The 20,272-nt window shown below is 62.3% G+C and carries 22 protein-coding genes; 12 read left to right on the forward strand and 10 right to left on the reverse strand.

The genetic code is table 11. From position 1 onward, the window contains the following. Positions 1-66: 66 nt before the first annotated feature. Genes ACE03M_RS07915 through ACE03M_RS07930 form a run of 4 tightly spaced genes read left to right on the forward strand, consistent with a single transcriptional unit; the run spans position 67 to position 4,025 of the window. Positions 67-1,290: an acyl-CoA dehydrogenase family protein gene (locus tag ACE03M_RS07915; RefSeq protein ID WP_485933432.1), complete on the forward strand. Its 1,224-nt coding sequence runs from the start codon at positions 67-69 to the stop codon at positions 1,288-1,290. Beyond that, positions 1,287-2,312, forward strand: coding sequence for a phosphotransferase family protein (locus ACE03M_RS07920; protein ID WP_485933433.1), 1,026 nt, complete (start codon positions 1,287-1,289; stop codon positions 2,310-2,312). The genes ACE03M_RS07915 and ACE03M_RS07920 overlap by 4 nt, the downstream gene beginning before the upstream one ends. Positions 2,313-2,364: 52 nt before the next feature. Continuing rightward, positions 2,365-3,075, forward strand: a complete 711-nt coding sequence (locus ACE03M_RS07925) for a TetR/AcrR family transcriptional regulator (protein ID WP_485933434.1) — start codon at positions 2,365-2,367, stop codon at positions 3,073-3,075. Then, positions 3,072-4,025, forward strand: a complete 954-nt coding sequence (locus ACE03M_RS07930; protein WP_485933435.1) for an alpha/beta fold hydrolase — start codon at positions 3,072-3,074, stop codon at positions 4,023-4,025. The genes ACE03M_RS07925 and ACE03M_RS07930 overlap by 4 nt, the downstream gene beginning before the upstream one ends. Before the next feature lie 57 nt (positions 4,026-4,082). On the opposite strand, the gene ACE03M_RS07935 is transcribed toward ACE03M_RS07930, so the two are convergent. Next, on the reverse strand, positions 4,083-4,679 hold the full coding sequence (locus ACE03M_RS07935) for a TetR/AcrR family transcriptional regulator (protein ID WP_485933436.1): 597 nt from the start codon (positions 4,677-4,679) through the stop codon (positions 4,083-4,085). Positions 4,680-4,935: 256 nt separating this feature from the next. On the opposite strand from ACE03M_RS07935, the gene ACE03M_RS07940 reads away from it, so the two are divergent. Then, a complete protein-coding gene (locus ACE03M_RS07940) occupies positions 4,936-5,544 on the forward strand; it encodes a superoxide dismutase family protein (RefSeq protein WP_485933437.1) in 609 nt (202 codons plus the stop codon). Between the two features lie 169 nt (positions 5,545-5,713). Here ACE03M_RS07940 and ACE03M_RS07945 read toward each other — a convergent pair whose 3' ends face one another. Continuing rightward, positions 5,714-6,490 (reverse strand): helix-turn-helix transcriptional regulator, encoded by a 777-nt coding sequence (locus tag ACE03M_RS07945; RefSeq protein WP_485933438.1) that lies wholly within the window; start codon positions 6,488-6,490, stop codon positions 5,714-5,716. 48 nt (positions 6,491-6,538) lie between these two features. Between ACE03M_RS07945 and ACE03M_RS07950 the strand changes: the two genes are divergently transcribed. Beyond that, complete coding sequence (locus tag ACE03M_RS07950; protein ID WP_485933439.1) at positions 6,539-7,027, forward strand: DUF2000 family protein; 489 nt, start codon at positions 6,539-6,541, stop codon at positions 7,025-7,027. Between the two features lie 30 nt (positions 7,028-7,057). Here the strand turns inward: ACE03M_RS07950 and ACE03M_RS07955 are convergent, their stop codons facing one another. Further along, complete coding sequence (locus ACE03M_RS07955) at positions 7,058-7,759, reverse strand: GntR family transcriptional regulator (RefSeq protein ID WP_485933440.1); 702 nt, start codon at positions 7,757-7,759, stop codon at positions 7,058-7,060. 115 nt (positions 7,760-7,874) lie between these two features. On the opposite strand from ACE03M_RS07955, the gene ACE03M_RS07960 reads away from it, so the two are divergent. The 3 genes from ACE03M_RS07960 (at position 7,875) to ACE03M_RS07970 (ending at position 11,957) form a co-directional block, all read left to right on the forward strand. Further along, positions 7,875-9,038 carry an enolase C-terminal domain-like protein gene (locus tag ACE03M_RS07960; RefSeq protein WP_485933441.1) on the forward strand — a complete coding sequence of 388 codons (1,164 nt, stop codon included), beginning with the start codon at positions 7,875-7,877 and terminating at the stop codon, positions 9,036-9,038. Between the two features lie 257 nt (positions 9,039-9,295). Continuing rightward, the gene (locus ACE03M_RS07965; protein WP_485933442.1) at positions 9,296-10,990 is read left to right on the forward strand and encodes an SLC13 family permease; all 1,695 of its coding nucleotides are present in this window, start codon (positions 9,296-9,298) and stop codon (positions 10,988-10,990) included. Positions 10,991-11,090: 100 nt separating this feature from the next. After that, a complete protein-coding gene (locus tag ACE03M_RS07970) occupies positions 11,091-11,957 on the forward strand; it encodes a uroporphyrinogen-III synthase (RefSeq protein ID WP_485933443.1) in 867 nt (288 codons plus the stop codon). A gap of 1 nt (position 11,958) precedes the next feature. Here the strand turns inward: ACE03M_RS07970 and ACE03M_RS07975 are convergent, their stop codons facing one another. From ACE03M_RS07975 to ACE03M_RS07985, 3 genes are read right to left on the reverse strand one after another with little or no spacing between them, the layout of a single operon-like run. Then, positions 11,959-12,852: an oxidoreductase gene (locus ACE03M_RS07975; protein WP_485933445.1), complete on the reverse strand. Its 894-nt coding sequence runs from the start codon at positions 12,850-12,852 to the stop codon at positions 11,959-11,961. A 58-nt stretch (positions 12,853-12,910) separates the two neighbouring features. Then, positions 12,911-13,528: a DUF4166 domain-containing protein gene (locus ACE03M_RS07980; RefSeq protein ID WP_485933446.1), complete on the reverse strand. Its 618-nt coding sequence runs from the start codon at positions 13,526-13,528 to the stop codon at positions 12,911-12,913. 51 nt (positions 13,529-13,579) lie between these two features. Beyond that, the gene (locus tag ACE03M_RS07985; RefSeq protein WP_485933448.1) at positions 13,580-14,233 is read right to left on the reverse strand and encodes a histidine phosphatase family protein; all 654 of its coding nucleotides are present in this window, start codon (positions 14,231-14,233) and stop codon (positions 13,580-13,582) included. A gap of 224 nt (positions 14,234-14,457) precedes the next feature. Here ACE03M_RS07985 and ACE03M_RS07990 point away from each other — a divergent pair, with 224 nt between their 5' ends. Beyond that, on the forward strand, positions 14,458-15,390 hold the full coding sequence (locus ACE03M_RS07990) for a CoA transferase subunit A (RefSeq protein ID WP_485933449.1): 933 nt from the start codon (positions 14,458-14,460) through the stop codon (positions 15,388-15,390). Further along, positions 15,387-16,199 (forward strand): CoA-transferase subunit beta, encoded by an 813-nt coding sequence (locus tag ACE03M_RS07995; protein ID WP_485933451.1) that lies wholly within the window; start codon positions 15,387-15,389, stop codon positions 16,197-16,199. The genes ACE03M_RS07990 and ACE03M_RS07995 overlap by 4 nt, the downstream gene beginning before the upstream one ends. Before the next feature lie 67 nt (positions 16,200-16,266). Here the strand turns inward: ACE03M_RS07995 and ACE03M_RS08000 are convergent, their stop codons facing one another. Beyond that, positions 16,267-16,938 (reverse strand): NAD(P)H-dependent oxidoreductase, encoded by a 672-nt coding sequence (locus tag ACE03M_RS08000; protein ID WP_485933453.1) that lies wholly within the window; start codon positions 16,936-16,938, stop codon positions 16,267-16,269. After that, positions 16,926-17,468 carry a TetR/AcrR family transcriptional regulator gene (locus ACE03M_RS08005; RefSeq protein WP_485933455.1) on the reverse strand — a complete coding sequence of 181 codons (543 nt, stop codon included), beginning with the start codon at positions 17,466-17,468 and terminating at the stop codon, positions 16,926-16,928. The genes ACE03M_RS08000 and ACE03M_RS08005 overlap by 13 nt, the downstream gene beginning before the upstream one ends. A 432-nt stretch (positions 17,469-17,900) precedes the next feature. On the opposite strand from ACE03M_RS08005, the gene ACE03M_RS08010 reads away from it, so the two are divergent. Continuing rightward, a complete protein-coding gene (locus ACE03M_RS08010; protein ID WP_485933457.1) occupies positions 17,901-19,109 on the forward strand; it encodes an NAD(P)-dependent malic enzyme in 1,209 nt (402 codons plus the stop codon). Positions 19,110-19,235: 126 nt separating this feature from the next. Here the strand turns inward: ACE03M_RS08010 and ACE03M_RS08015 are convergent, their stop codons facing one another. Continuing rightward, positions 19,236-19,658 (reverse strand): organic hydroperoxide resistance protein, encoded by a 423-nt coding sequence (locus tag ACE03M_RS08015; RefSeq protein ID WP_143923618.1) that lies wholly within the window; start codon positions 19,656-19,658, stop codon positions 19,236-19,238. A gap of 11 nt (positions 19,659-19,669) precedes the next feature. Then, the gene (locus ACE03M_RS08020) at positions 19,670-20,194 is read right to left on the reverse strand and encodes a MarR family winged helix-turn-helix transcriptional regulator (protein WP_485933458.1); all 525 of its coding nucleotides are present in this window, start codon (positions 20,192-20,194) and stop codon (positions 19,670-19,672) included. Positions 20,195-20,272 lie beyond the last annotated feature (78 nt).

The following is a 20,272-nucleotide window of genomic DNA, read 5'->3' on the forward strand; positions in this document are numbered from 1 at the left end:
CCAGCCGCCTCGGCGCCTTCGATACACGTCGCACCACTCAACAGAACTGATCAGAAAGCAGGAACCATGGACTTCGCACCCGATGAGAAGACCCGCGAATACCAAGACAAGCTCAACGCCTTCATGGACGAATTCGTCTACCCGGCAGAGTCGGTCTACCACCAGCAGCGTGCGGAATCCGGAGATCCGAACTTCCACCCGCCGATCCTCGACGACCTCAAACGTGAGGCGAAGAGCCAAGGATTGTGGAACCTGTTCCTGCCCTACGAGGGATGGGGCGCAGGACTGACGAATGTGCAGTACGCCCACCTCGCTGAGATCACGGGCCGAAGCCCGGAGATCGCGCCCGAAGCCATCAACTGCAATGCCCCGGATACGGGAAACATGGAAGTGCTCACCCTCTTCGGGACCGACGAGCACAAGGAGAAGTGGCTCAAGCCCCTGCTGGCGGGTGAGATCGCCTCAGCCTTCTGCATGACAGAGCCGGCCGTGGCCAGCTCCGATGCGACGAACATCGAAATGAGCATCGCCTCCGACGGTGATGACTACGTGCTCAATGGTCGGAAGTGGTTCGCCTCGAATGCGCTTCACTCCAACTGCAAGGTCTTCATCGTCATGGGCAAGACCGACCCCAGCGCCGAGACCCACCGCCAGCAGTCGATGCTGGTCGTGCCCAAAGACACTCCGGGAATCACGATTGTCCGCGGACTGCCTGTGTTCGGGTACATGGACCGCGAAGGTCACGCCGAAATCCTCTTCGAAGACGTGCGGGTGCCCAAGTCCGCGCTGCTCTCCGGTGAAGGCGAAGGCTTCGCCATCAGCCAGGCGCGATTGGGGCCCGGCCGCATCCACCACTGCATGCGGTCGATCGGTATGGCAGAACGCTCCCTCGACCTGCTCATCGACCGGGCTCAACAGCGGGTGACCTTCGGGCAGCCAGTTGCCGAGCGGGCCAACATCCAAGAGTGGATCGCCGAGGCGCGCATCGAGATCGAAGCCACCCGTCTCCTCGTGCTCAAGGCGGCGTGGATGATGGACACCGTGGGCAACAGGGAAGCGGCGACGGAGATCGCGGCCATCAAGGTCAAAGCACCCGAGATGGCGCTGAAGATCGTCGACCGCGCCATCCAGGTACACGGCGGCGGTGGCGTCACCGACGACTTCCCGCTGGCAGGCTTCTACGCTCACCTGCGCACCCTGCGACTGGCCGACGGACCCGACGAGGTGCACAAGCGCTCGATCGCCCGGCGGGAGCTGCGCCGGCGAAAGAATGCTCGGGAAGCCGGATGAGCGTCGAACTCGACCTGAGGGCGCTCGCCGCCTGGATGCGCGAGGCGGGGGAGAGCGTCGACGGCGCGCTGACGGGTACTCGAGTCGGCTACGGGCAGTCGAATCTCACGTACCGCATCGACGACGAGGCCGGAGGGTCATGGATCGCGCGTCGGCCCCCGCTGGGGCGGCTGCTGGCCTCGGCCCACGACGTCGAACGTGAGTACCGGATCATCTCGGCGCTGCAGGGAACAGGAGTGCCGGTCCCCGACACCATCGGAGTGTGCACGGATCTAGCCGTTGCCGACGTCCCCGTCTTTCTCATGGCCCATGTGGAGGGCACGGTCGTCGATGATGAGGACACCGCCCGGTCGCTCACCCCTGAGGTGCGCCGCAGGCTCGGCCTCGACCTGGCACGGACACTGGCGAAGATCCACGCGGTCGACATCGACGCCGTCGGGCTCGGCGATCTGGCGTCGACGAAGCCGTACGCGCCGAGGCAGCTCAAACGGTGGAGCCGACAGCTGGAGGAGAGCAGAACTCAGGCCAGAACCGACCTCGACGCACTGACCGAGCTGCTCCGCGACACCGTTCCGGACCCTGACGCGATCGCACTGGTCCATGGCGACTTCCATATCTGCAACGTCATCATCGATGAGGGCACGGGCGACATCCGAGCCGTCCTCGATTGGGAGCTGTCGACCCTGGGAGATCCGCTGGCCGATATGGGCAGCGCACTCGCGTATTGGACACAGGCCGGTGAGATGCCCGCCGGAATGTTCGCAGCCTCTGCGTTGGACGGCTTCCCCACGCGGGCAGAGATGGCAGAAGAGTATCTGCGCGCCTCGGGGCGTGATGGGCAGGCGTTGGGATTCTGGCATGTGCTGGGAGTGTGGAAGGTCGCCATCATCGCCGAGGGGGTCTACCGCAGGGTGCTCGACAACCCGGAGAACGCCGCCGGAGTCCCCGTCACACCCGAGAACATCCAAGCGGTGATCGACCATGGGTGGGACGTGGCCAGAGAGAACGGACTGGGTTCATGACCGCCTCGGTGCCGGTCGTCGGTGCATCGGCGGATTGTATGATGGGCTGACCATGGCGAAGACTGAAGAACAGGGCGAGAGGCAGGGCGAGGACGTCCCCACACTGGTCGACCCCACCCTGACCCGCGAGCTCCCGTCCACCCCACGAGGCATCCGCACACGCGCGTCCCTGTTGGCTGCGGCCCGCACCGTCTTCGAACGCGATGGGTACATCGATTCGCGACTGACGGACATCACGAAGGAGGCTCGGTGCTCCACCGGCACCTTCTACACCTACTTCGACAGCAAGGAAGAGGCTCTGGCCGCAGTTCTGCACGAGGCTCAAGAAGACATGCTCCATCCCGGGCCGCCACAGGAACAACACGCGGACCGTACCGTCGTGGAGTCACTCGAGGCCGGCAATCGGGCCTATGTCGACGCATACAAACGCAACGCCAAACTCATGCTCCTGCTCGAGCAGGTCGCAGCGATCGACCCGAAGTTCAGGCGCTTGCGATTGGATCGGGGGAAGGCCTTCGCCGAACGTAACTGCCGATGGGTGAAGAAGCTCCAGGCAGAGGGCTACGCCGATCCGAGTCTCGACCCGGTCATGTCGGCAAGTGCACTCTCACTCATGGTCGGGCGCATGGCCTATTACAAATACGCATTGGACGAACCGGACTGGGGCTCGGACGACCTCCTCGTGGAGACCGCAACGAAGCTGTGGGTCAACGCACTGGGCATCCCCGCCGACGGTTCCCGTCGCGCCGAGGAGTCTCCATGACATCAACAGCGACACCTGCCGCCAGCACTGGCGCTCCGTTCGACAACGCTTCGGTGGCCGCTCGCCTGGTCGAACTGCCGTTCGTTGCGGATGCGCGAGCGCTGACGGTGAGCACCTCGGGCGGGGAGTTCGCCGGTTTCCAGGCGACACCGGCCCGTCCAGATCCGCAGCTGGGAGATGCGCTGTTGCTGCACGGGTGGCCCGAATACGCGTCCTGCTGGGAGAAGGCAGCCTCGCTGCTTCTGGAGCAGGGGATGAGCGTGTTCGCCTATGACCAGCGCGGATATTCGCAGGGAGCGCGCCCGGAATCTGTTGACGAGTACACGATGCCCCATCTGGTCGCGGATCTCGACGAGATCTCACGCTCGGTGGGACTGGGCCGCTTCCACCTCGTCGGCCACGACTGGGGTGGGATGGTCGCGTGGCATTACGCTGCGAACCATCCAGAGCGTCTGCTGACGAACACGGTCGTCTCGACACCACATCCGATCGCCCATGCCAAGCAGGTGCAGGCGGACCCGGACCAGTACGAGCGCATGGAATACATGCGCGCGATCCAGGCCCATCCGGACGGAGTTGCCCGCACTCTGCTGCGCAACGACGGAGAGATACTCATCGCTCTCTACACCGGTGACGTCCCTGATGACATGGCGGCCTCCTACGCAGCGCGCTTGAGCACGCCTGGAGCAATGGACTCGGTGCTGAAGTACTACCAGGCCGCGGATGGTCGTGCTCGATTGTCGAGCACTCCAGTCACCGTGCCGACGACCTTCGTGTGGGGCAGTGAAGATATCGCCTTCCCTCGTGCCACTGCGGAGCTGACCGCTGAGTATGTCGAAGGCCCTTACCGGTTTGTCCCCCTCGAAGGTGCATCCCATTGGCTACCGGAATCGCACCCCGCCGAGATTGCGCGTGAGGCCATCGCTTTGGCGCGGGAGCACTCGGCTTGATAGGTGCAGGCAGGGCAGGCGCCGATCGAAGGTGTCCGCGCCGCCAGCGCCAAATTGTCATTGCGATAACACCCAATCGGCGACCGCATACAGCGCGTCGATTTCGGTGGGCAGATGTGAGTCGTCAGAGGGCAGTGCTTGTGCGATCGAGAGCCCGTTGACGAAGGTGAAGGGGATACGGGCTCGTCGAGCGTTGTCACCTGATTGCAATGCGCCTTCGTCCTCGAGGGTATTCAGGCAGTATTCGATGCGGCGGTGAAGCTCTCGTTCGCTGGCCAGAAACTGTGCCCTGGCGCCTTCGGAGGGTTCGTTTGCGATGTAACGGTCGAAGGTCTCACGCCACGCGTTTCGCGGATCGGCTCCGGCCGATATGAGAAGTCGTCGCAGGCATGCCACGAGTCTCTCCCGTGCAGGTATTGACGTGTCGTGCATCGCGTCGGCGGGAATGATCAGGTCATACACCCGAGCGATCACCTCATCCATGAGCGCACGTTTGGTGGGGAAGTGGTGTTGGAGCGACCCCGTGCTGACTCCGGCCCGCTTGGCAACTGCCCGCACGCTCATCATCGCTCCGGGCTCTTCTCCGAGCATCGTCGCGGCAGCCCACAGGATTTTGTCTCTGCTGCCGATGCCCTCTGGTGGCTGAAGTTCCATCACCCCCCTCCATTACTCCGTATTGTTCGATTGCGCTAGTGACCATCAAGTCACCAGTACACTGTATTGCCGGAGCGGTGTTTTTGTGATTTTGCAGCAACGTAACCTGCCTGAATTCGAGTCTTGCGCGCCCCGGATGGTCGAATCGTTCTCCCTCGGGCAGATTACAGGACGGCTTGTTTTGTTCGGGCCTTATCAGTCCACCTAGTATTGGTCACTGACGCTGAATACCGCCTCGAATGATGATGGAGTCATGATGAACAAGAGAACCCTTGCCCTTCCCGCCTTGGCATCAGCGACGCTGCTGCTCGCCGCATGTTCAGCACAGGCGAGCGATGAGGGCGCATCGGACAATGCCAGCACCTCCGCCAGCGCGGCGGAGGCTAAGGCGGACTTGAAGAAATCTGACGGTACAGCAGCCGGCGCCGCATCATTTGGTCGGACCAAGAGCGGGACCGAGGTTTCAGTGAAAGTCGAGGGACTCGAGCCAGGATTCCATGGATTTCACGTTCATGCCACGGGTAAATGCGAACCTGATAGCGTGGCTGCGGACAAGCCCGAGAAGAAGGGCGACTTCCTCTCCGCCGGGGGGCATATGGGCTCCGACGAGGCCAAGCACCCGAACCACGCTGGTGATCTGCCCAGCCTGCTCGTCAATGAGGACGGCACCGGTGAGCTGTCTTTCACCACCGACCGGTTCAGCCCGGAGGACTTGGCTGATGACGATGGCAGTGCAGTCATGATTCATTCAGGAACGGATAACTTCGCCAACATTCCCGAACGCTACGCCTCCGAGGGCGCGGATGAGGAAACAGCGGGTGCTGGTGACGCCAAGATGCGCGTGGCCTGCGGAGTCGTCGAGTAGGACCACGACTGTAACCGCTTCACGCGGAAAGGGTTGCAGCGTGCACGGGGAGTCACTGAACGGTGGACTGCTGACGGTGTGAATGCGACTCTGTGCTGGCATCCGGTGGTGCATGTCAGGTGAGATGAAACGGATCATAGGAGTCTGTCAGTCTTTGGGAGAACTCGGATCAGGCCGCGAAGACCCCCGGGGTCGTCCCTAACGTCCGGCGGAAGTGCCGAGTGAGATGGGACTGGTCGTGGAAGCCGGACTGGGCGGCCGCCTCGGCGGGGGAGAACCCGGACAGGAGAAGCCTGCGGGCGCGGTCGATGCGACGGCCGATGACGTACTGGTGCGGGGCGATCCCGTAAGTCTGGGTGAACACTCGGACCAGGTGACTACGGTGGGCACCTAAGTCAGCGGCCGCCTCGGCGATGGTGAAGGTCTCTTCCAAACGATCATCAAGCAGGTAGCGCAGACGACGGGCAAGAGGTGCGTCAGAAGCCGTGTCGACTGGTGATTTCAGCTGCGGCTGCACGAGGTCACGCAGCGCAAGGACTCCGCACTCGGCGGCGAGGACATCGGCCGGGTCATTCAACGCGGCATGGATCTGGCCGACCGTCGAGGTGACGCTCGGGTCGACGAGCATCGGTGTCTGCGCTGCGGCATCGATGGCGCCCAGGGGCAGCCATTCGGGTTCGAGGTAGAGCACACGCTTGCGAAACGGGACATCAGGAGTCGCCGAGCGGCCATCGTGGGGCACTCGGGGCGGCAGCAGCGTCACCGTCGAGTTCGTCGTCTGGTGCTCGTGCCGGTCCAGATCGTAGGTCACTGTTCCCTGATCGACGAGCAGAACGGTCCATGAGTCATGAGTGTGCGACGGATAGGCATGATGTTCGAACTGTGCGTGGAGCACCTCCTGCACCAGGGGCACATCCGGGTGCCACGCATGGATCACATCAGCCATGTCACAAACGTACAAGACCCACCTGGGGAAACCGGCCAGAGTGGGAGCATGCACGAAACCGCGAACACAGCAGAGACAGCTGCAGGCACCTCCACCGATACGGTCGGAGCAACCGGCACCGAGGTGGTCCGCTTCGACACGAAGGTCGTCGTGGTCCTCCGCGATGACCTGCTGCCCTGGCAGGAGCTCAACGTAACGGCGTTCCTGACCAGCGGTATCGCCACCAGCGAACCGAACCTGGTGGGGGAGAGCTACCGAGATGCCGACGGCAACGACTATCTTCCGTTGCTGCGCCAACCGGTCCTTGTTTTGACGGCAGATGGAGGGCTGCTGGCGAAAGCGCGGGAGAAAGCGATCGGCCGCGGGATTCCTCTGGCGATCTATACGGAGGAACTGTTCTCGACCGGACACGACGCCGCCAACCGCGAGGCCGTGGCCTCGGTTGCGGCTGAGGATCTCAACCTGGTGGGGATTGCTCTGCGGGGGCCGAAGAACGCAGTGGATCGGGTGGTGAAAGGCGCGCGGATGCATGGGTGAGGTGGGGCCGAGGTGGGTGGCTCCCGACTCTCAGGCGAAATGCTCTGCAAACGGGAAATAGCCGAACTCTTGGTTCTCCAGAGCTCCCGTGACTTCGGCACCGAGGCTGTTCCTGACATGGGTGCGGACGAGATCGGCGGCTGCGATTCCATCGCCGGCGATGACGAGTTCGAGGATCTGGTGGTGCTGATTCTGATCGATGGTGCGGGGCTTGGCGCCAGCGGGAAGCTCGAGGCCTATGCGTCTGTATCGATCGGATTTGTCCCACAGGTCGTCTAAGAGCTTGACCATCACGTCATTGTGCGAGGCGACGTAGATGGACCGATGGAAGGCCCTGTGCGCACCGATGGCTTCCTCCCCCCAGTCCCGAGTCACAGGCAGCAGGTTGTCGGCCGCGGTCTTCATTGCGGCAATGTCCCTCTCGGTTCTGCGTTTGGCGGCCAGTTCGGTGGCTGATGGTTCCAGCGAGTAGCGAACCTCCAGCAGATGACGGGCCTCGGATGCGCTCATCGGGGCGACTCGTGCGTCCCGATGAGCGTCTATTGTGAGCCAGTCTTCGCTCGCCAACCGTCGGATTGCCTCACGAAGTGGGGTGATGCTCATTCCCAGGTTCTCTGCGAGTTCATATTGCGACAAGCGCGACCCGGGAGCCAGCTCGCCTGATGTGATCCGGCGCCGAAGCTCCGCGTACGCCTGCGAACCTTTGCTCGGCATTACGCCAGCGCCATTCATGGTGACCCCCTTTCCCAAGAAAAGGCCTTTCGGCCTTGTACCGCTCGTCCGGCCAGTGTACGGTATAACCATCTTATAAGAGTCTTATAAGATATAAATCCGAAGAAGGAGGACCATGAGGATTGTCTCTGCTCATGCGGGCACCATTCCGATCAGTTCGTCGATGCGCAATGCCTACATTGACTTCAGCAAGATGGACTGCACGATCCTGGCGCTTGTCAGCGATGTCATTGTCGACGGCAAGCCGGTGGTCGGCTACGGCTTCAACTCGAACGGTCGGTACAACGCCACTGCCATATTGAACGACCGCATCCTGCCACGACTCGAAAACGCATCGATTGACGAGCTCACCGACGACGGCGAGCTCTCCCCAGCCAAGGCGTGGGACATCATGATGGCCAACGAGAAGCCGGGCGGTCACGGTGAACGTTCTGTCGCCGTGGGCGTTGCCGATATGGCACTCCACGACCTGGCCGCCAAGATCGCTGGAGTCCCTCTGTACCGTTGGATCTCCGACCACTACGGTGATGGCAATCCCGACGATGACGTCTTCGTCTATGCAGCTGGTGGCTATTACGCCCCCGGCAAGACACTGAACGACCTGCAGGACGAGATGCGAGGCTTCCTGGCTTCCGGCTATGAGAACGTCAAGATGAAGATCGGCGGTGCCGACCTCGCCGAAGACCTCGAACGCATCGCAGCCGTCATTGACGTACTCGACGGGGATGGCTCGCGGCTCATGGTCGATGTCAACGGCAAGTTCGACCTCCACACCGCGCTCGAATACGGCAAAGCCATCGACCAGTACAACCTGTTCTGGTACGAGGAGGTAGGCGATCCACTCGATTACGGACTCAATGCAACTTTGTCGGAGAACTACCGCAATCCCATTGCCACCGGTGAGAACCTCTTTTCTGTCCAAGACGCTCGCAACTTGATTCGATACGGGGGCATGCGTGCCGACCGTGACTACATCCAAGTGGACCCCGCTCTGAGCTATGGGCTGACAGAGTACAGGCGTGTCCTCGACATGCTCTCCCAGCACGGGTGGTCATCGCGCCGTTGCATCCCGCACGGCGGTCACCAGTTCTCACTGCACATTGCCGCCGCGCTCAAACTCGGCGGCAACGAATCATATCCCGGGGAATTCCAGCCCACGGGCGGATTCACCGACGACGCTGTCATCTCCCATGGCCGTGTATCACCCGGAGACCTGCCGGGCATCGGGCTGGAAGGAAAGGCCGCGTTCTACGAGGTGCTGCGGAGCCTGCACGCCTGATCTCACCACAGCCGACTGGCGGCCCCCGTGGCCTTCTCGGCAGAACGGGGCCGCCAGCTGTTAGGAACGTTCTGCCTCTACCGGGTCGCCAACCGATCGCCGTCAACGCCGCCGGCTCTTCCTCTCACACCGACCGGCCTCTACACACCCGGCATCACAGTTCCATCTGATGACGAAGTCGGACAGCGCTTCGCGCGTGACTCACGATCTGACACTGCAATACATACGCCGAGCAAGAGACCAAAGAAGGTACAGCAATGGCAAAAGCACACTCTCATCTCAACGCCATATGGGGAAGCCTGTGGGCGTCGCACTATGAGATCAAGAAGATCCTCACGTTCTCAAATGTCCGGAAGCCAGCCGGTATCCAAGCCATGGCAATGAGCGGCGCAGCTGAGGGCACGTCGACCACAGACCGCTCCGACCGCACCGACGAGGCCGGGGCAGAGAAGGCTCCGGGCCCCATTGGACCCGGTTACACGCCTGCACGCCTGACGGGTCTGTTTCTCGGACCACTGCTCTTCACACTCACTCTCGTCTTCTTCAAACCTGACGGGCTGAGTTCTGAGGCGCAGGCAGTCCTCGCCAGCACGCTCTGGGTAGCGACATGGTGGATCACCGAGGCGATCCCGATCCCTGCTACGTCTCTGCTTCCGGTGGTCCTGTTTCCTCTCACTCGAGCGCTCGACGGAGATTCGGTCGTTGCCGCCTATGGCAATGACATCATCTTCCTGTTCATCGGGGGCTTCACCCTGGCGATTGCGATGGAGAAGTGGAATCTGCACCAACGCATCGCGCTCTCGATCGTCGCAGCGATCGGAACGAGCCCGCGCCGCATTGTGCTCGGCTTCATGGTGGCAACAGGCTTCCTCTCCATGTGGGTGTCCAACACTGCGGCCACAATGATGATGATCCCCGTCGGCTTGGCTGTCGCCTACCAGGCCGCGCGGTCACTGCGTGGAGGCGAGTACCACGACGAACTCCCCAAGTTCGAGAAATCGATCATCTTCGGTATCGGGTACGCGGCCACCATCGGAGGGCTGGGAACTCTGATCGGCACGCCACCCCTCGCCGTACTCTCTGCAACGGTCGGAGAGTTGTTCGACGAGACCATTTCGTTCGCGCAATGGATGCTGTTCGGAGTCCCCATCGTCATCATTCTGCTGACTCTCACCTGGCTCTACCTCACAGGCGTGAAGTTCAAGGTCCGCTTCAGGCAGCTGCCGGGCGGAGAAGAACTCATCAGGGACGAAAAGGCTGCCCTCGGAGCAATGTCGAGTCAGGAGAAGACAGTTCTCTGTGTCTTCATCGGTGTTGCCTTTATGTGGGTCACTCGCTCATTCATCTGGGAGGGCCTGCTTCCGGGTATCAGCGACGGCGTCATCGGCATCATGGGCGCGATTGTTCTGTTCACGCTGCCGAGTCGCGGCACCCAAGAGAAGCGAATTCTCCGGTGGGAGGATTCCACCAAGATTCCGTGGGGCATTCTCCTGTTGTTCGGCGGCGGGCTGGCAATTGCCGCAGGCTTCGTCGACAGTGGTCTCTCCGAGTGGATCGGCGAACAGCTGCGTACCCTGGACGGGATCAACATCTTCCTTGTGATCGTCATCTCCACCGCGCTCGTTCTGTTCCTCACTGAGATCACTTCGAATGCGGCAACTGCAACGATGATCCTTCCGGTTATGGCGGCATTCGCACTTGCCCTTGGCATCCACCCGTACGCGCTGATGGTGCCATGTGCAATGGCGGCCAACTGCGCTTTTATGCTCCCAGTGGGGACGCCACCGAATGCGATCATGTTCGGAACCGGGAGAATAACAATCCTGGAGATGGTGAGGACCGGATTCTGGATCAACATACTCGCCCTGGCGTTCATTATTGCAGCAGTGTTTCTCGTGCTTCCCTGGCTGTGGGGGATTGACCTGCTCTCGACGCCTGCCGCATTTATGTGAGAGGCCGTTGTGACTCTGAGAGATCAGCCGAGCCGATTTCAGCGTCCCTGGCCTCGAACCATGAGTTGCCCTGACGTCCTGCGAAAGCAAGGATGTGTGCATGGACGAGTCTCGAAGTGACCGCAGCAGTCAGCTGGCCGGATGCCGTGTGGTTCTGACGGCCCAGCGGAAGGCCGAACAGTTTGCTGGTGCCCTCGAACGGCACGGTGCGACCATCGTGCACGCGCCCACACTGTCGGTCATCCCGAACATCGATGACCCTGAGCTCGTCGCACGCACGCGTGCCCTCATCGACGCTCAGCCCGATGTCGTTGTGGTCACGACCGGGGTCGGCTTCAACGGCTGGGCCGAAGTCGCCGAGGCAGAGGGCCTCAGCGAACAGTGGCACGCCATGCTCGCCGGTGCCCGGATCATCGCCCGCGGTCCCAAGGCACGCGGCGCAATCCAAGCCGCTGGGCTGACACCGGCCTGGGTTGCCGAATCAGAGACCAACTCCGAGATCCAGGACGTCCTGCTCGAAGAAGGCGTGCGCGGCCTTCGGATTGCGGTGCAGCACCATGGTGCCGGCGCTGATGGTCTAGATGAAGCTTTCGCGGCGGCCGGCGCCGAGGTCAGTTCGCTGGTGGTCTACCGGTGGGGCCCCGCGCCCGATCCGGAGGCCGTGGTTGCAGCCGTCGGCCTCATCGCGGACCGTCGCTGCGATGCCGTGGCCTTCACCTCGGCGCCCGGGGTCAGCGCATTTCTGGACGCAGCTCGTGACCAGGGTCTGCTGCCGGAAGTCCTTGCTGCTCTCGCCGACGAGAACGGCGTGCTCGCCGCGGTGGTCGGCAACGTCACGGCGGCACCGCTGGTGGAGCACGGAATAACGCCGTTGGTCCCTGACAGATTCCGCCTCGGTGCGCTGGTGCGCGCCTTGGTGGCCGAACTCACGGCCCGGAAACAGGCAAAGGCCGAGAGCCGCGGTTGAGCTAATCCGTACGGAGTCCGAAGCTGACGCCGGTGAGCTCCTCAGAGACCTCCCACAGCCGGCAGGCGGTGGTGAGGTCGCTGGCCCTCGCTGATCGTCCCACCAAGGTGGGGGAGCCGCGCAGCTCCCCGCGACCGTCCGGGCCGACATAGCTTGCTTCCGGGAGGTCCTGAGTCGCGGCGAACAGTGTGGGCAGGGCACCGTGTTCACCGCTTTGGGCGAAGAGGCGTCCTGCCAGATTCGCCGCGGCAACGAGGATTGTGGGCTGATCTTTGGTCCCGAGGTTCGTCGCCGAGTAGCCGGGATGGGCGGCCACAGAGCGAACCCTCGAACCGGCACTGCGCAGGCGACGCTGGAGTTCGAGGACGAACAGCAGATTGGCCAGCTTGGATTGGCCATATGCCTCGGCGAATCCGTATCTGCGTCTGCTCAAGGTCAAGTCGTCGAAATGGATCTCACCTGCCTTGTGCGCGCCAGACGCCACAGTCACCACTCGATCGGAAATATGTGGCAGGAGGAGGTTCGTCAGTGCGAAATGACCCAGATGGTTGGTGCCGAACTGGAGGTCGAAACCGTCCTTGGTGCGAGCACCTCGGCGCCCGGCGACTCCTGCATTGTTGATCAGAATGTCGAGTGGACCGCCCCAGGACTGCGCGAATGATCTGATTGAGGACAGATCGGCAAGATCGAGTTCTCGGACTTCAGTGCTGCCGCCCATGGTGTGCGCGGCATCCCTACCGCGCTGCACATCGCGGACGGCCAGAACAACATGCGCTCCCGCGCGTGAGAACGCGGTCGCGGTGGCGGCACCGACTCCGCTGGTCGCCCCGGTGACGACCACCGTGCGGCCATCCATTGAGGGCATGTTCGCTGCGGTCCATCGATATTTCACCATCACCCGAGGCTACGCAGTGGACGTCGCACGAACAAGGCAGAGACGGACGTCTCCGCTTTCACGTCTCCTTCTCAAATCGATAGGTGAACGATCCGGTGTACTCATAGACCCGACCCAGGACAGGGACGTCAACGGTGAGTCGTACATGCTGGCGAGCCGCCTCGGTGTCGAAGCGCTCACTCAGGGCGATCACCGGACGAAGGACCTTCGGGACAGACAGACGAATAGCCCCCAACCGCACGGTGACACCACGGCTGGTCAGGTTCAGCCCACCGTCATCTGCCGCGACATCGAAGGCAGCCTCCACGAGGGCCGGTCGGCCAAGCACATCGATGACGTGGCCCGACTCGGACACAGAGACCGCGTCGACCATCGTCCATGTGCCCGACTCCAGGTCCAGGGTGCGGGCCGCAGTCTGTTGGTCCGCAACAGTTCGGTTCTCGATCCGAAACGGGACCTTATAGTGCATCCCGGGCACAATCACATGACATCGTGCCAACCACCCAAGCAGCGGCCGCAGCCACCAGCGTTCGGTGCCGAAGCGTTCGAAGATGCCTTCGCCGATGCCGACGGAGCCCGCGGGAATCGCTGCAAAGTAGCGTTGGAGCACCGGATGCAGCTCAGACAGTTGGGGACCGAGGGCCCGCTCGTATGGTGATCTCGTCTCAGGCTCCATGCCAGCGAGTATATGTGTCGCTCAGGTCGGGTGAGCTTGTCTCCGGGCCGATTATCGGTAGGTGACCTGCTCCGGGATCTGGTGGCCGTGTTCGTTGAAGGAGCTGAGGCTGGTGCCGCTGCGACCGGTGATGATGCGCGTGATTCCGGTGTTGACGGTCACCCGGTTGAATGCCATCCACTGGTCGAAGTCGCCGCCGAGCAATCTGGCCGCCGTCCACGCGATTGCCCCGGCGCTGGAGACGACGATCGTGGATTCGCCAGAATGCATCGCCGCGCACGCGTCATCGAGGGCGGTGTTGACGCGGGTGGTGAACTCTGTGAACGTCTCCGTATAGTCGCCGTCGTAGTCTCCTCCGGCCCAGCGGGCAGCCCCGCGTTCGAGCTCGGCCTGGAAGATCTTCGAATCCTTCGGCGCACGAGGATCGGGGTCACTCAGTGCTCCGGTGAGTTCCCAGGCCCGATACTCGTTCCAGCCCGAGTCGATGTGAGGATCCAGGGCGCTGCCGAGCCCGGCCTGGATGCCGTCGGCAGTCTGCCTCTGGCGCAGCATCTCACCGTGGACGATGCGGACCGGCGCGACTCTCTGTGCTGCGAGATGCTTGCCGGTGATGCGGCTCTGATCTTTGCCGAGGTCGGACAGCCGGTCATAGTCATCGGTGCCGAATGATGCTTGGCCATGTCGGACCAGATACAGAACACTCATGTTTCTCCTCATCTCGACCGTCCGCCATCGGAGCCGGTGCGCGCAATTGCCGATCGAGTTCGAGTCTACGGTGCCGATTGAACCTGAGCGATCGTTCGGTCGAAACATTTTCGCGAGGCAGCGACCAATTATAAATAATGCTCAAAATGTATGAATGGTGGACAGTTTCTGCATTGGACTGGCATAAATTGTTTTGGCAGGATGATCGAGGTCACAGTCAATCGATGCTCAAGGAGGACGCGATGGACAAGACGATGAGTCTGTCAGAGGCGATCAGCGCCCATCTCAATGATGGAGACACGGTCGCGCTGGAGGGCTTCGGCCACCTCGTGCCAGTCGCTGCTGCACACGAGATCATCCGTCAGAAATTCTCGAATCTCACCCTCGCACGCATGTCCTGTGATGTCATCGTCGACCAGCTCCTCGGCGCGAACTGTCTCACGGGACTGATCGCTGCCTTCGTGGCCAACAGCTCGGCAGGCTCCCTCTATGAACTTCGCCGGAGAGTCGAGCATTCGGATCCTGAGCCGCTGTGGTTCGACGAATACAGCCACGGCGGAATGGTGGCCAGATACCAGGCCGGGGCCTCGAAGCTGCCATTCCAGCCGATCGCCTCCTATCGAGGAAGCGATCTCGCCCAGAAGAATCCTCGGATCAAGGCCGTGGAAGATCCATTCGGCGGCCCGCCGATCTATGTCGTCCCCGCTCTCAACCCTGATCTCACAGTCATCCATGCCCAACGTGCCGACTCCGCCGGCAATGTGCAGGCCTGGGGAATGCTCGGGATCCAGGCCGAGGCAGCCTTCGCGGGCCGCAAGCTCATCGTCACCGTTGAAGAGATCGTCGATGAGTCCATCATCCGGTCCGACCCGAACCGTACGATCGTTCCCTCCCACGTCGTCGACGCTGTCGTTGAGGTGCCACGCGGCGCGCACCCGCACGCAGTGCAGGGATACTACGACCGCGACGACGCCTTCTCTCGCGACTGGTCGGCAATGGCCCGTGATGCCGAGTCGGTCAAGCAGTGGCTGCAGACCAACATCCATGACACTGCAGACCATGAGGAGTTCCTTGCCCTGCTCGGAGCCGACCACTTCGACAAATTGGGCATCCGTGACGCCTATTCGACACCCGTCAACTATGGAGGTCGGCAATGACCGCTGGCACACCTGAACACACCGACACGAAGAGCGTTGGTGGGGACATCACGAGCAGTGAACTGCTCACGATCCATTCGGCTCGAGCCCTCGCCGGACGCCGAGTCGTCTTCGCCGGACACGGACTGCCGACGCTGGCCACCTCACTGGCTCAGCGCACCGTGGCACCGGAGATCGAAATCGTCTACGAATCGGGCGTCACCGGAGCCAGGCCACCGGACCTTCCGCGCACCATCTCCGACTCTGTGCTGGTGCCGGGAGCCGCCTCGGTGATTCCGATGACCCACCTGTTCAACTATGTCCTGCAGGGGCAGCGGATCGACGTCGGATTCCTCGGTGCTGCGCAGGTCGATCGTTACGGCAGCCTCAACTCGACTCTGATCGGTGATGACTGGGAACACCCTGACAGCAGGCTTCCCGGTTCCGGGGGAGCAATCGAGGCCATGGCCGGGGCGGCCGAGATCTTCCTCGTTATGCGTCGGCACACCCCGCGCACCTTCGTCGAGACTCTCGACTTCGTCACCTCGCCCAGCCCCCACCGGGCGGCACAGTCTGAAGTCGGCACCATGCCCGCCGGTGCGGGAGTCACACACGTGATCACGGACCTGGGAATCATGACCCGATTCGCCCAAGACGAGGAGCTCACGCTGACGGCGGTGCACCCAGGAGTCGACCCCGCCGAGGTTGTCCGACAGACCGGATGGGACCTGCAGGTCGCGACTGACCTCGAAACGACTCAGGCACCTACGCCCGAAGAGTTGGCGGTGCTCAGAGACGATCTCGACCCCACCCGCATCTATCTGCGCTGAGTCGAACTGCCGTCGACGGACAAGGCGGCAAGCCGCGGATCGTGGAACAGCAGGACGAGGATGATGCTCAGGCCGAACGGCCTGAGCGATTCTCGAGATACTCCTCTTTGGCGTTTCTCGGAGTGCGGGTTTCAGGCGCGAATGCGGTGGCGATGTCTCGCGCCTGGGCGATTCCGGCGGTTCGGTTATCGGCGTTGTGCTCACCCTCGACGTCGTAGATGAGGTGGCTTTCGACATCCGTGATGCCGCAGTAGGCGAATATGCCGATGTCGAGTTGGGCGTGCATCGCTTCCCCATACCCGTATTTGTCATACGTGCGCTGCTTGGAACCGCCGACTCCGAGGAGTGCTGTCGGTACGCGGGGGAGGAGCCCGGTCAGCGGCTCCTTGCCTCTGTCGGCAACACCCGCACCGTACTGATAGGCCCAGTCACCGGTGAAGACCCGTTCGATCCACCCCTTCATCAGCGCCGGCATCGACCACCAGTAGACCGGGAAGACGAACGCCAACCGGTCTGCGGCCTCAACTCGCTGGTGCATATCGGCGATGCCGGGCGGGATCGGTCCGCCCCAGAAATGACCGTGGTCTGCCTCGGTGAATCGTGGGTCAAAGTCCTCGGCGTGGAGGTCCAGGATATCGATCGAATGATCTGCGGCCACGAACGGTTCGTGGAAGGCATCCATCACTGCTCCCGGGTAGCTCGTGCGGATCGGGTGGGCGAAGACGGTCAGCAGGTGCATGGATCTCCTCTCATCAGCACGGCGCTCGCCGCGCTGCGGGCCGCAGCGATTGTCCGCGGGCCCAGGTATGAGGCTGTCGATGTTGCTCCCTCGAAAATGATGAGCAGCTCATCGCTCAGCGTGTCGTCATCACGGCCGAGCTCGTTGACGACGAGGCGGCCGATGAGCTCACGTAGTCGTCGCCGATATTCCGCGACCACAGTGGAGACCTCAGCCCCGGCGCTCAGTGCATCGGCTTCTCCTTGAGCGCGCAGGAAAAGGCAGCCGCGGGCACCTTCTGCTTCGATCCATCGTTCAAGTCCAACGAGCAGCTCGTCGAAGGTCGACGCCGTGCACGTGCTGAAAAAGCGCTCCATCCGGGCTTCGAGGACGGCGATTGTGAGTCCGGCCTTGCTTCCCAGATGCTTATACAGGGTCCTTGTGGAGACGTTGGCCGCCTCGGTGAGGGTATCCATGCCGGTCGCGGCGAAGCCGTTCCGGTCGAAGACGGGCTCACAGCTGGCGACGATGTCGGTGCGTGTAGTGGGCATGATCGCAACTGTACAACGAACGTTTTACTTTGGCCACGCCCGGAGGCGGCGAGATCGGATGCGCGGTGGTCAAACTGTGGTCAAAGGTCTGATGAACATGCCGCTGGAATGAGGGTAAACCTCGGTGGCGGTGACGATTTCGGGTGACCTGGCGGCGGTGTTGGTCTATGCTGGCCAAGTTGCCGGAAGCGACCCACAAGGTCGAAGCTCGCTCTTGTGCGTGCCGCTTCTGCACTGCGCATGGTCGCCGATTCCTTCACAAAGGGGTCAGAGTACGCATCATCGCAGACGTCACCGCACCAACCTTCGCGTGGCCTTCAGTCCTGACCGAGCGCTGTCTTGAGCACCATTCGGTGCACGAGCAGTGATCGACGAAATTCGATGACAGCACTGGTTCTCAGCCGGCCGTCACACGACCTTAAGGGATCAATCATGACGACTACGACCGAAACTGCCGCAGAGTCGGCACAGACCTCTGCTCCTGCCATCACCGATGGGGAGATCTTCGCCGCACACGAAGGCGGAAAACTCTCCGCCGAGCTCACTCGACCGCTCGAGACCCAGCGCGATCTCTCGATTGCCTACACGCCCGGCGTGGCCAAGGTCTGCACCGCGATCAAGGACGAGCCGGAACTGGCTCGCACCCACACCTGGACCGGCCGCCTCGTCGCCGTCATCTCCGACGGCTCAGCTGTGCTTGGCCTTGGTGATATCGGCCCCAAGGCCTCTCTGCCCGTCATGGAGGGCAAGTGCGCGCTGTTCAAGAGCTTCAGCGGACTCAACGCGATCCCGATCGTGCTTGATACCAACGACACCGACGAGATCGTCGAGACCATTGTGCGCATGGCTCCCAGCTTCGGAGCCGTCAACCTCGAGGACATCTCCGCACCTCGCTGCTTCGAGATCGAGGACCGCGTCAAAGCCGCCCTCGACATGCCCGTTATGCACGATGACCAGCACGGAACCGCCGTCGTCGTCCTCGCCGCGCTGACAAACGCGCTGCGCGTGGTCGACAAGCCATTCGAGTCGCTGCGCGTCGTCGTTTCAGGTGCTGGTGCAGCCGGTGTGGCCGTCGTCAAGATTCTGCGTGATGCCGGTGTCGACGACGTCGTCGTCCTCGACTCCAAGGGCATTGTGGAGGCTGGCCGCAGCGATCTCACCGAAACGAAGCAGGCACTCGCCACCGAGACGAACCCACGGGCCATCTCCGGCGGAATCGACACAGCGCTGAACGGTGCCGATGCGTTCATCGGAGTCTCCGGCGGCACCATCGACGAGGCGCACCTGTCGCAGATGGCTGATGACGCGATCATCTTCGCCCTGTCCAACCCGAACCCGGAAGTTCTGCCGGACATCGCCGCGAAGTACGCCACAGTGGTGGCCACCGGACGCAGCGACTTCCCGAACCAGATCAACAACGTCCTCGCGTTCCCCGGAATCTTCCGTGGTGCCCTGGACGTGGGAGCCACCGACATCACAGATGCGATGAAGCTCGCCGCTGCGCGTGCCATCGCCGACCTGGTCGGCGATGACCTGCGCCCGGACTACATCGTGCCCGGTGCGATGGACGAGCGAGTTGCTCCAGCCGTGGCTGCTGCAGTTGAGGCCGCTGCGGATGCTGAAGGCGTCGCGAGGCGCTGACTCGGCATTCGACGAGATGAGAGCTTCGGGCTCGGCGGGCAGATGCTCTCCGAGCCCGAAGCTCTTTTTGGTGTCTGTGATCGCTGCGACCCTCCTGGGAGGGTGGATCGGTCGAGGCTGACGAGGTCAGTCGTCGGTGACGGTGATTGTGACCTCGATGTTTCCGCGTGTGGCATTGGAATACGGGCAGACTTTGTGAGCCTTGTCGGCCAACGCCTGGGCCTCGGTCTGCTCCAGGTGAGGGAGAGTGACCTCGAGTGCGACGGCGAGCTGGAAGCCGCCCTCATCGTTCTTGCCGATGCTCACCTGTGCCCCGACGGCGGAGTCGTCGATATTGGCCTTGGCTTGTCCGGCTACGAGGCGAAGGGCCGAGTGGAAGCACGCGGCATAGCCGACGGCGAAGAGCTGTTCCGGGTTCGTGCCTTTGCCGGACCCTCCCATCTCGGTTGGGGTGGCGAGGTCGAGATTGACCTTCCCGTCGCTTGTGCGTCCGTGCCCGTCGCGTCCTTCTCCTGTGGCCAGCGCCTCTGCGGTGTAGAGAGCCTTCATGATCAGTCCTTTCATCGGTGATGCATTGTGTGGTGTGTCGTGGGGGTCTCGCGGAGATTGCGCGTCAGCGATTGCAGTGCCTCGAGCAGATCAGACATCTCGTCGGTGTCGATCTTCGTGCGTTCGGCCAGCTCGCGCGGAATGCAATCGGCATCGGATCTGGCGGCTGCTCCTCGCGACGTGAGATCGACGAACACACTGCGCGAGTCCGCTGTCGAGCGTCGGCGGGTGACAAACCCGAGACCCTCGAGGCGAGTCAGCAGCGGCGAAAGGGTTCCCGAATCGAGCTGCAGTCGTGAACCCAGATCCTTGACCGAGAGGCCTGTGCTCCTCGTCCCGGGGTCATGGTTCGTCTCGGCTCTGTTGTCCTGCGACGAGTTCCCCGAAGGGCAGTGCTCCCACAGGGCCAACATCACCAGGTACTGCGGATAGGTGATGCCGAGGTCGTCGAGGAGATCACGGTAGGTCGAGGTCATCGCTCGAGAGGCGGAGTAGAGGGCGAAGCAGAGCTGCCTGTCGAGTGCGAGCGGGTCCATACCGCAATGGTTGCACACAATTAAGTTGTGCACAACTGAAATTTTGAATCGCTGATTTCAGCACGAAAACGGGGGCCC

The organism is Brevibacterium sp. AGC70 (genome assembly GCF_057334195.1).

Coding starts and splice junctions, on each gene's coding strand:
- ACE03M_RS07915 (WP_485933432.1), top strand. CDS start 67: ATGGACTTCGCACCCGATGAGAAGACCCGCGAATACCAAGACAAGCTC.
- ACE03M_RS07920 (WP_485933433.1), top strand. CDS start 1,287: ATGAGCGTCGAACTCGACCTGAGGGCGCTCGCCGCCTGGATGCGCGAG.
- ACE03M_RS07925 (WP_485933434.1), top strand. CDS start 2,365: ATGGCGAAGACTGAAGAACAGGGCGAGAGGCAGGGCGAGGACGTCCCC.
- ACE03M_RS07930 (WP_485933435.1), top strand. CDS start 3,072: ATGACATCAACAGCGACACCTGCCGCCAGCACTGGCGCTCCGTTCGAC.
- ACE03M_RS07935 (WP_485933436.1), bottom strand. CDS start 4,679: ATGGAACTTCAGCCACCAGAGGGCATCGGCAGCAGAGACAAAATCCTG.
- ACE03M_RS07940 (WP_485933437.1), top strand. CDS start 4,936: ATGAACAAGAGAACCCTTGCCCTTCCCGCCTTGGCATCAGCGACGCTG.
- ACE03M_RS07945 (WP_485933438.1), bottom strand. CDS start 6,490: ATGGCTGATGTGATCCATGCGTGGCACCCGGATGTGCCCCTGGTGCAG.
- ACE03M_RS07950 (WP_485933439.1), top strand. CDS start 6,539: ATGCACGAAACCGCGAACACAGCAGAGACAGCTGCAGGCACCTCCACC.
- ACE03M_RS07955 (WP_485933440.1), bottom strand. CDS start 7,759: ATGAATGGCGCTGGCGTAATGCCGAGCAAAGGTTCGCAGGCGTACGCG.
- ACE03M_RS07960 (WP_485933441.1), top strand. CDS start 7,875: ATGAGGATTGTCTCTGCTCATGCGGGCACCATTCCGATCAGTTCGTCG.
- ACE03M_RS07965 (WP_485933442.1), top strand. CDS start 9,296: ATGGCAAAAGCACACTCTCATCTCAACGCCATATGGGGAAGCCTGTGG.
- ACE03M_RS07970 (WP_485933443.1), top strand. CDS start 11,091: ATGGACGAGTCTCGAAGTGACCGCAGCAGTCAGCTGGCCGGATGCCGT.
- ACE03M_RS07975 (WP_485933445.1), bottom strand. CDS start 12,852: ATGGTGAAATATCGATGGACCGCAGCGAACATGCCCTCAATGGATGGC.
- ACE03M_RS07980 (WP_485933446.1), bottom strand. CDS start 13,528: ATGGAGCCTGAGACGAGATCACCATACGAGCGGGCCCTCGGTCCCCAA.
- ACE03M_RS07985 (WP_485933448.1), bottom strand. CDS start 14,233: ATGAGTGTTCTGTATCTGGTCCGACATGGCCAAGCATCATTCGGCACC.
- ACE03M_RS07990 (WP_485933449.1), top strand. CDS start 14,458: ATGCTCAAGGAGGACGCGATGGACAAGACGATGAGTCTGTCAGAGGCG.
- ACE03M_RS07995 (WP_485933451.1), top strand. CDS start 15,387: ATGACCGCTGGCACACCTGAACACACCGACACGAAGAGCGTTGGTGGG.
- ACE03M_RS08000 (WP_485933453.1), bottom strand. CDS start 16,938: ATGCACCTGCTGACCGTCTTCGCCCACCCGATCCGCACGAGCTACCCG.
- ACE03M_RS08005 (WP_485933455.1), bottom strand. CDS start 17,468: ATGCCCACTACACGCACCGACATCGTCGCCAGCTGTGAGCCCGTCTTC.
- ACE03M_RS08010 (WP_485933457.1), top strand. CDS start 17,901: ATGACGACTACGACCGAAACTGCCGCAGAGTCGGCACAGACCTCTGCT.
- ACE03M_RS08015 (WP_143923618.1), bottom strand. CDS start 19,658: ATGAAGGCTCTCTACACCGCAGAGGCGCTGGCCACAGGAGAAGGACGC.
- ACE03M_RS08020 (WP_485933458.1), bottom strand. CDS start 20,194: ATGGACCCGCTCGCACTCGACAGGCAGCTCTGCTTCGCCCTCTACTCC.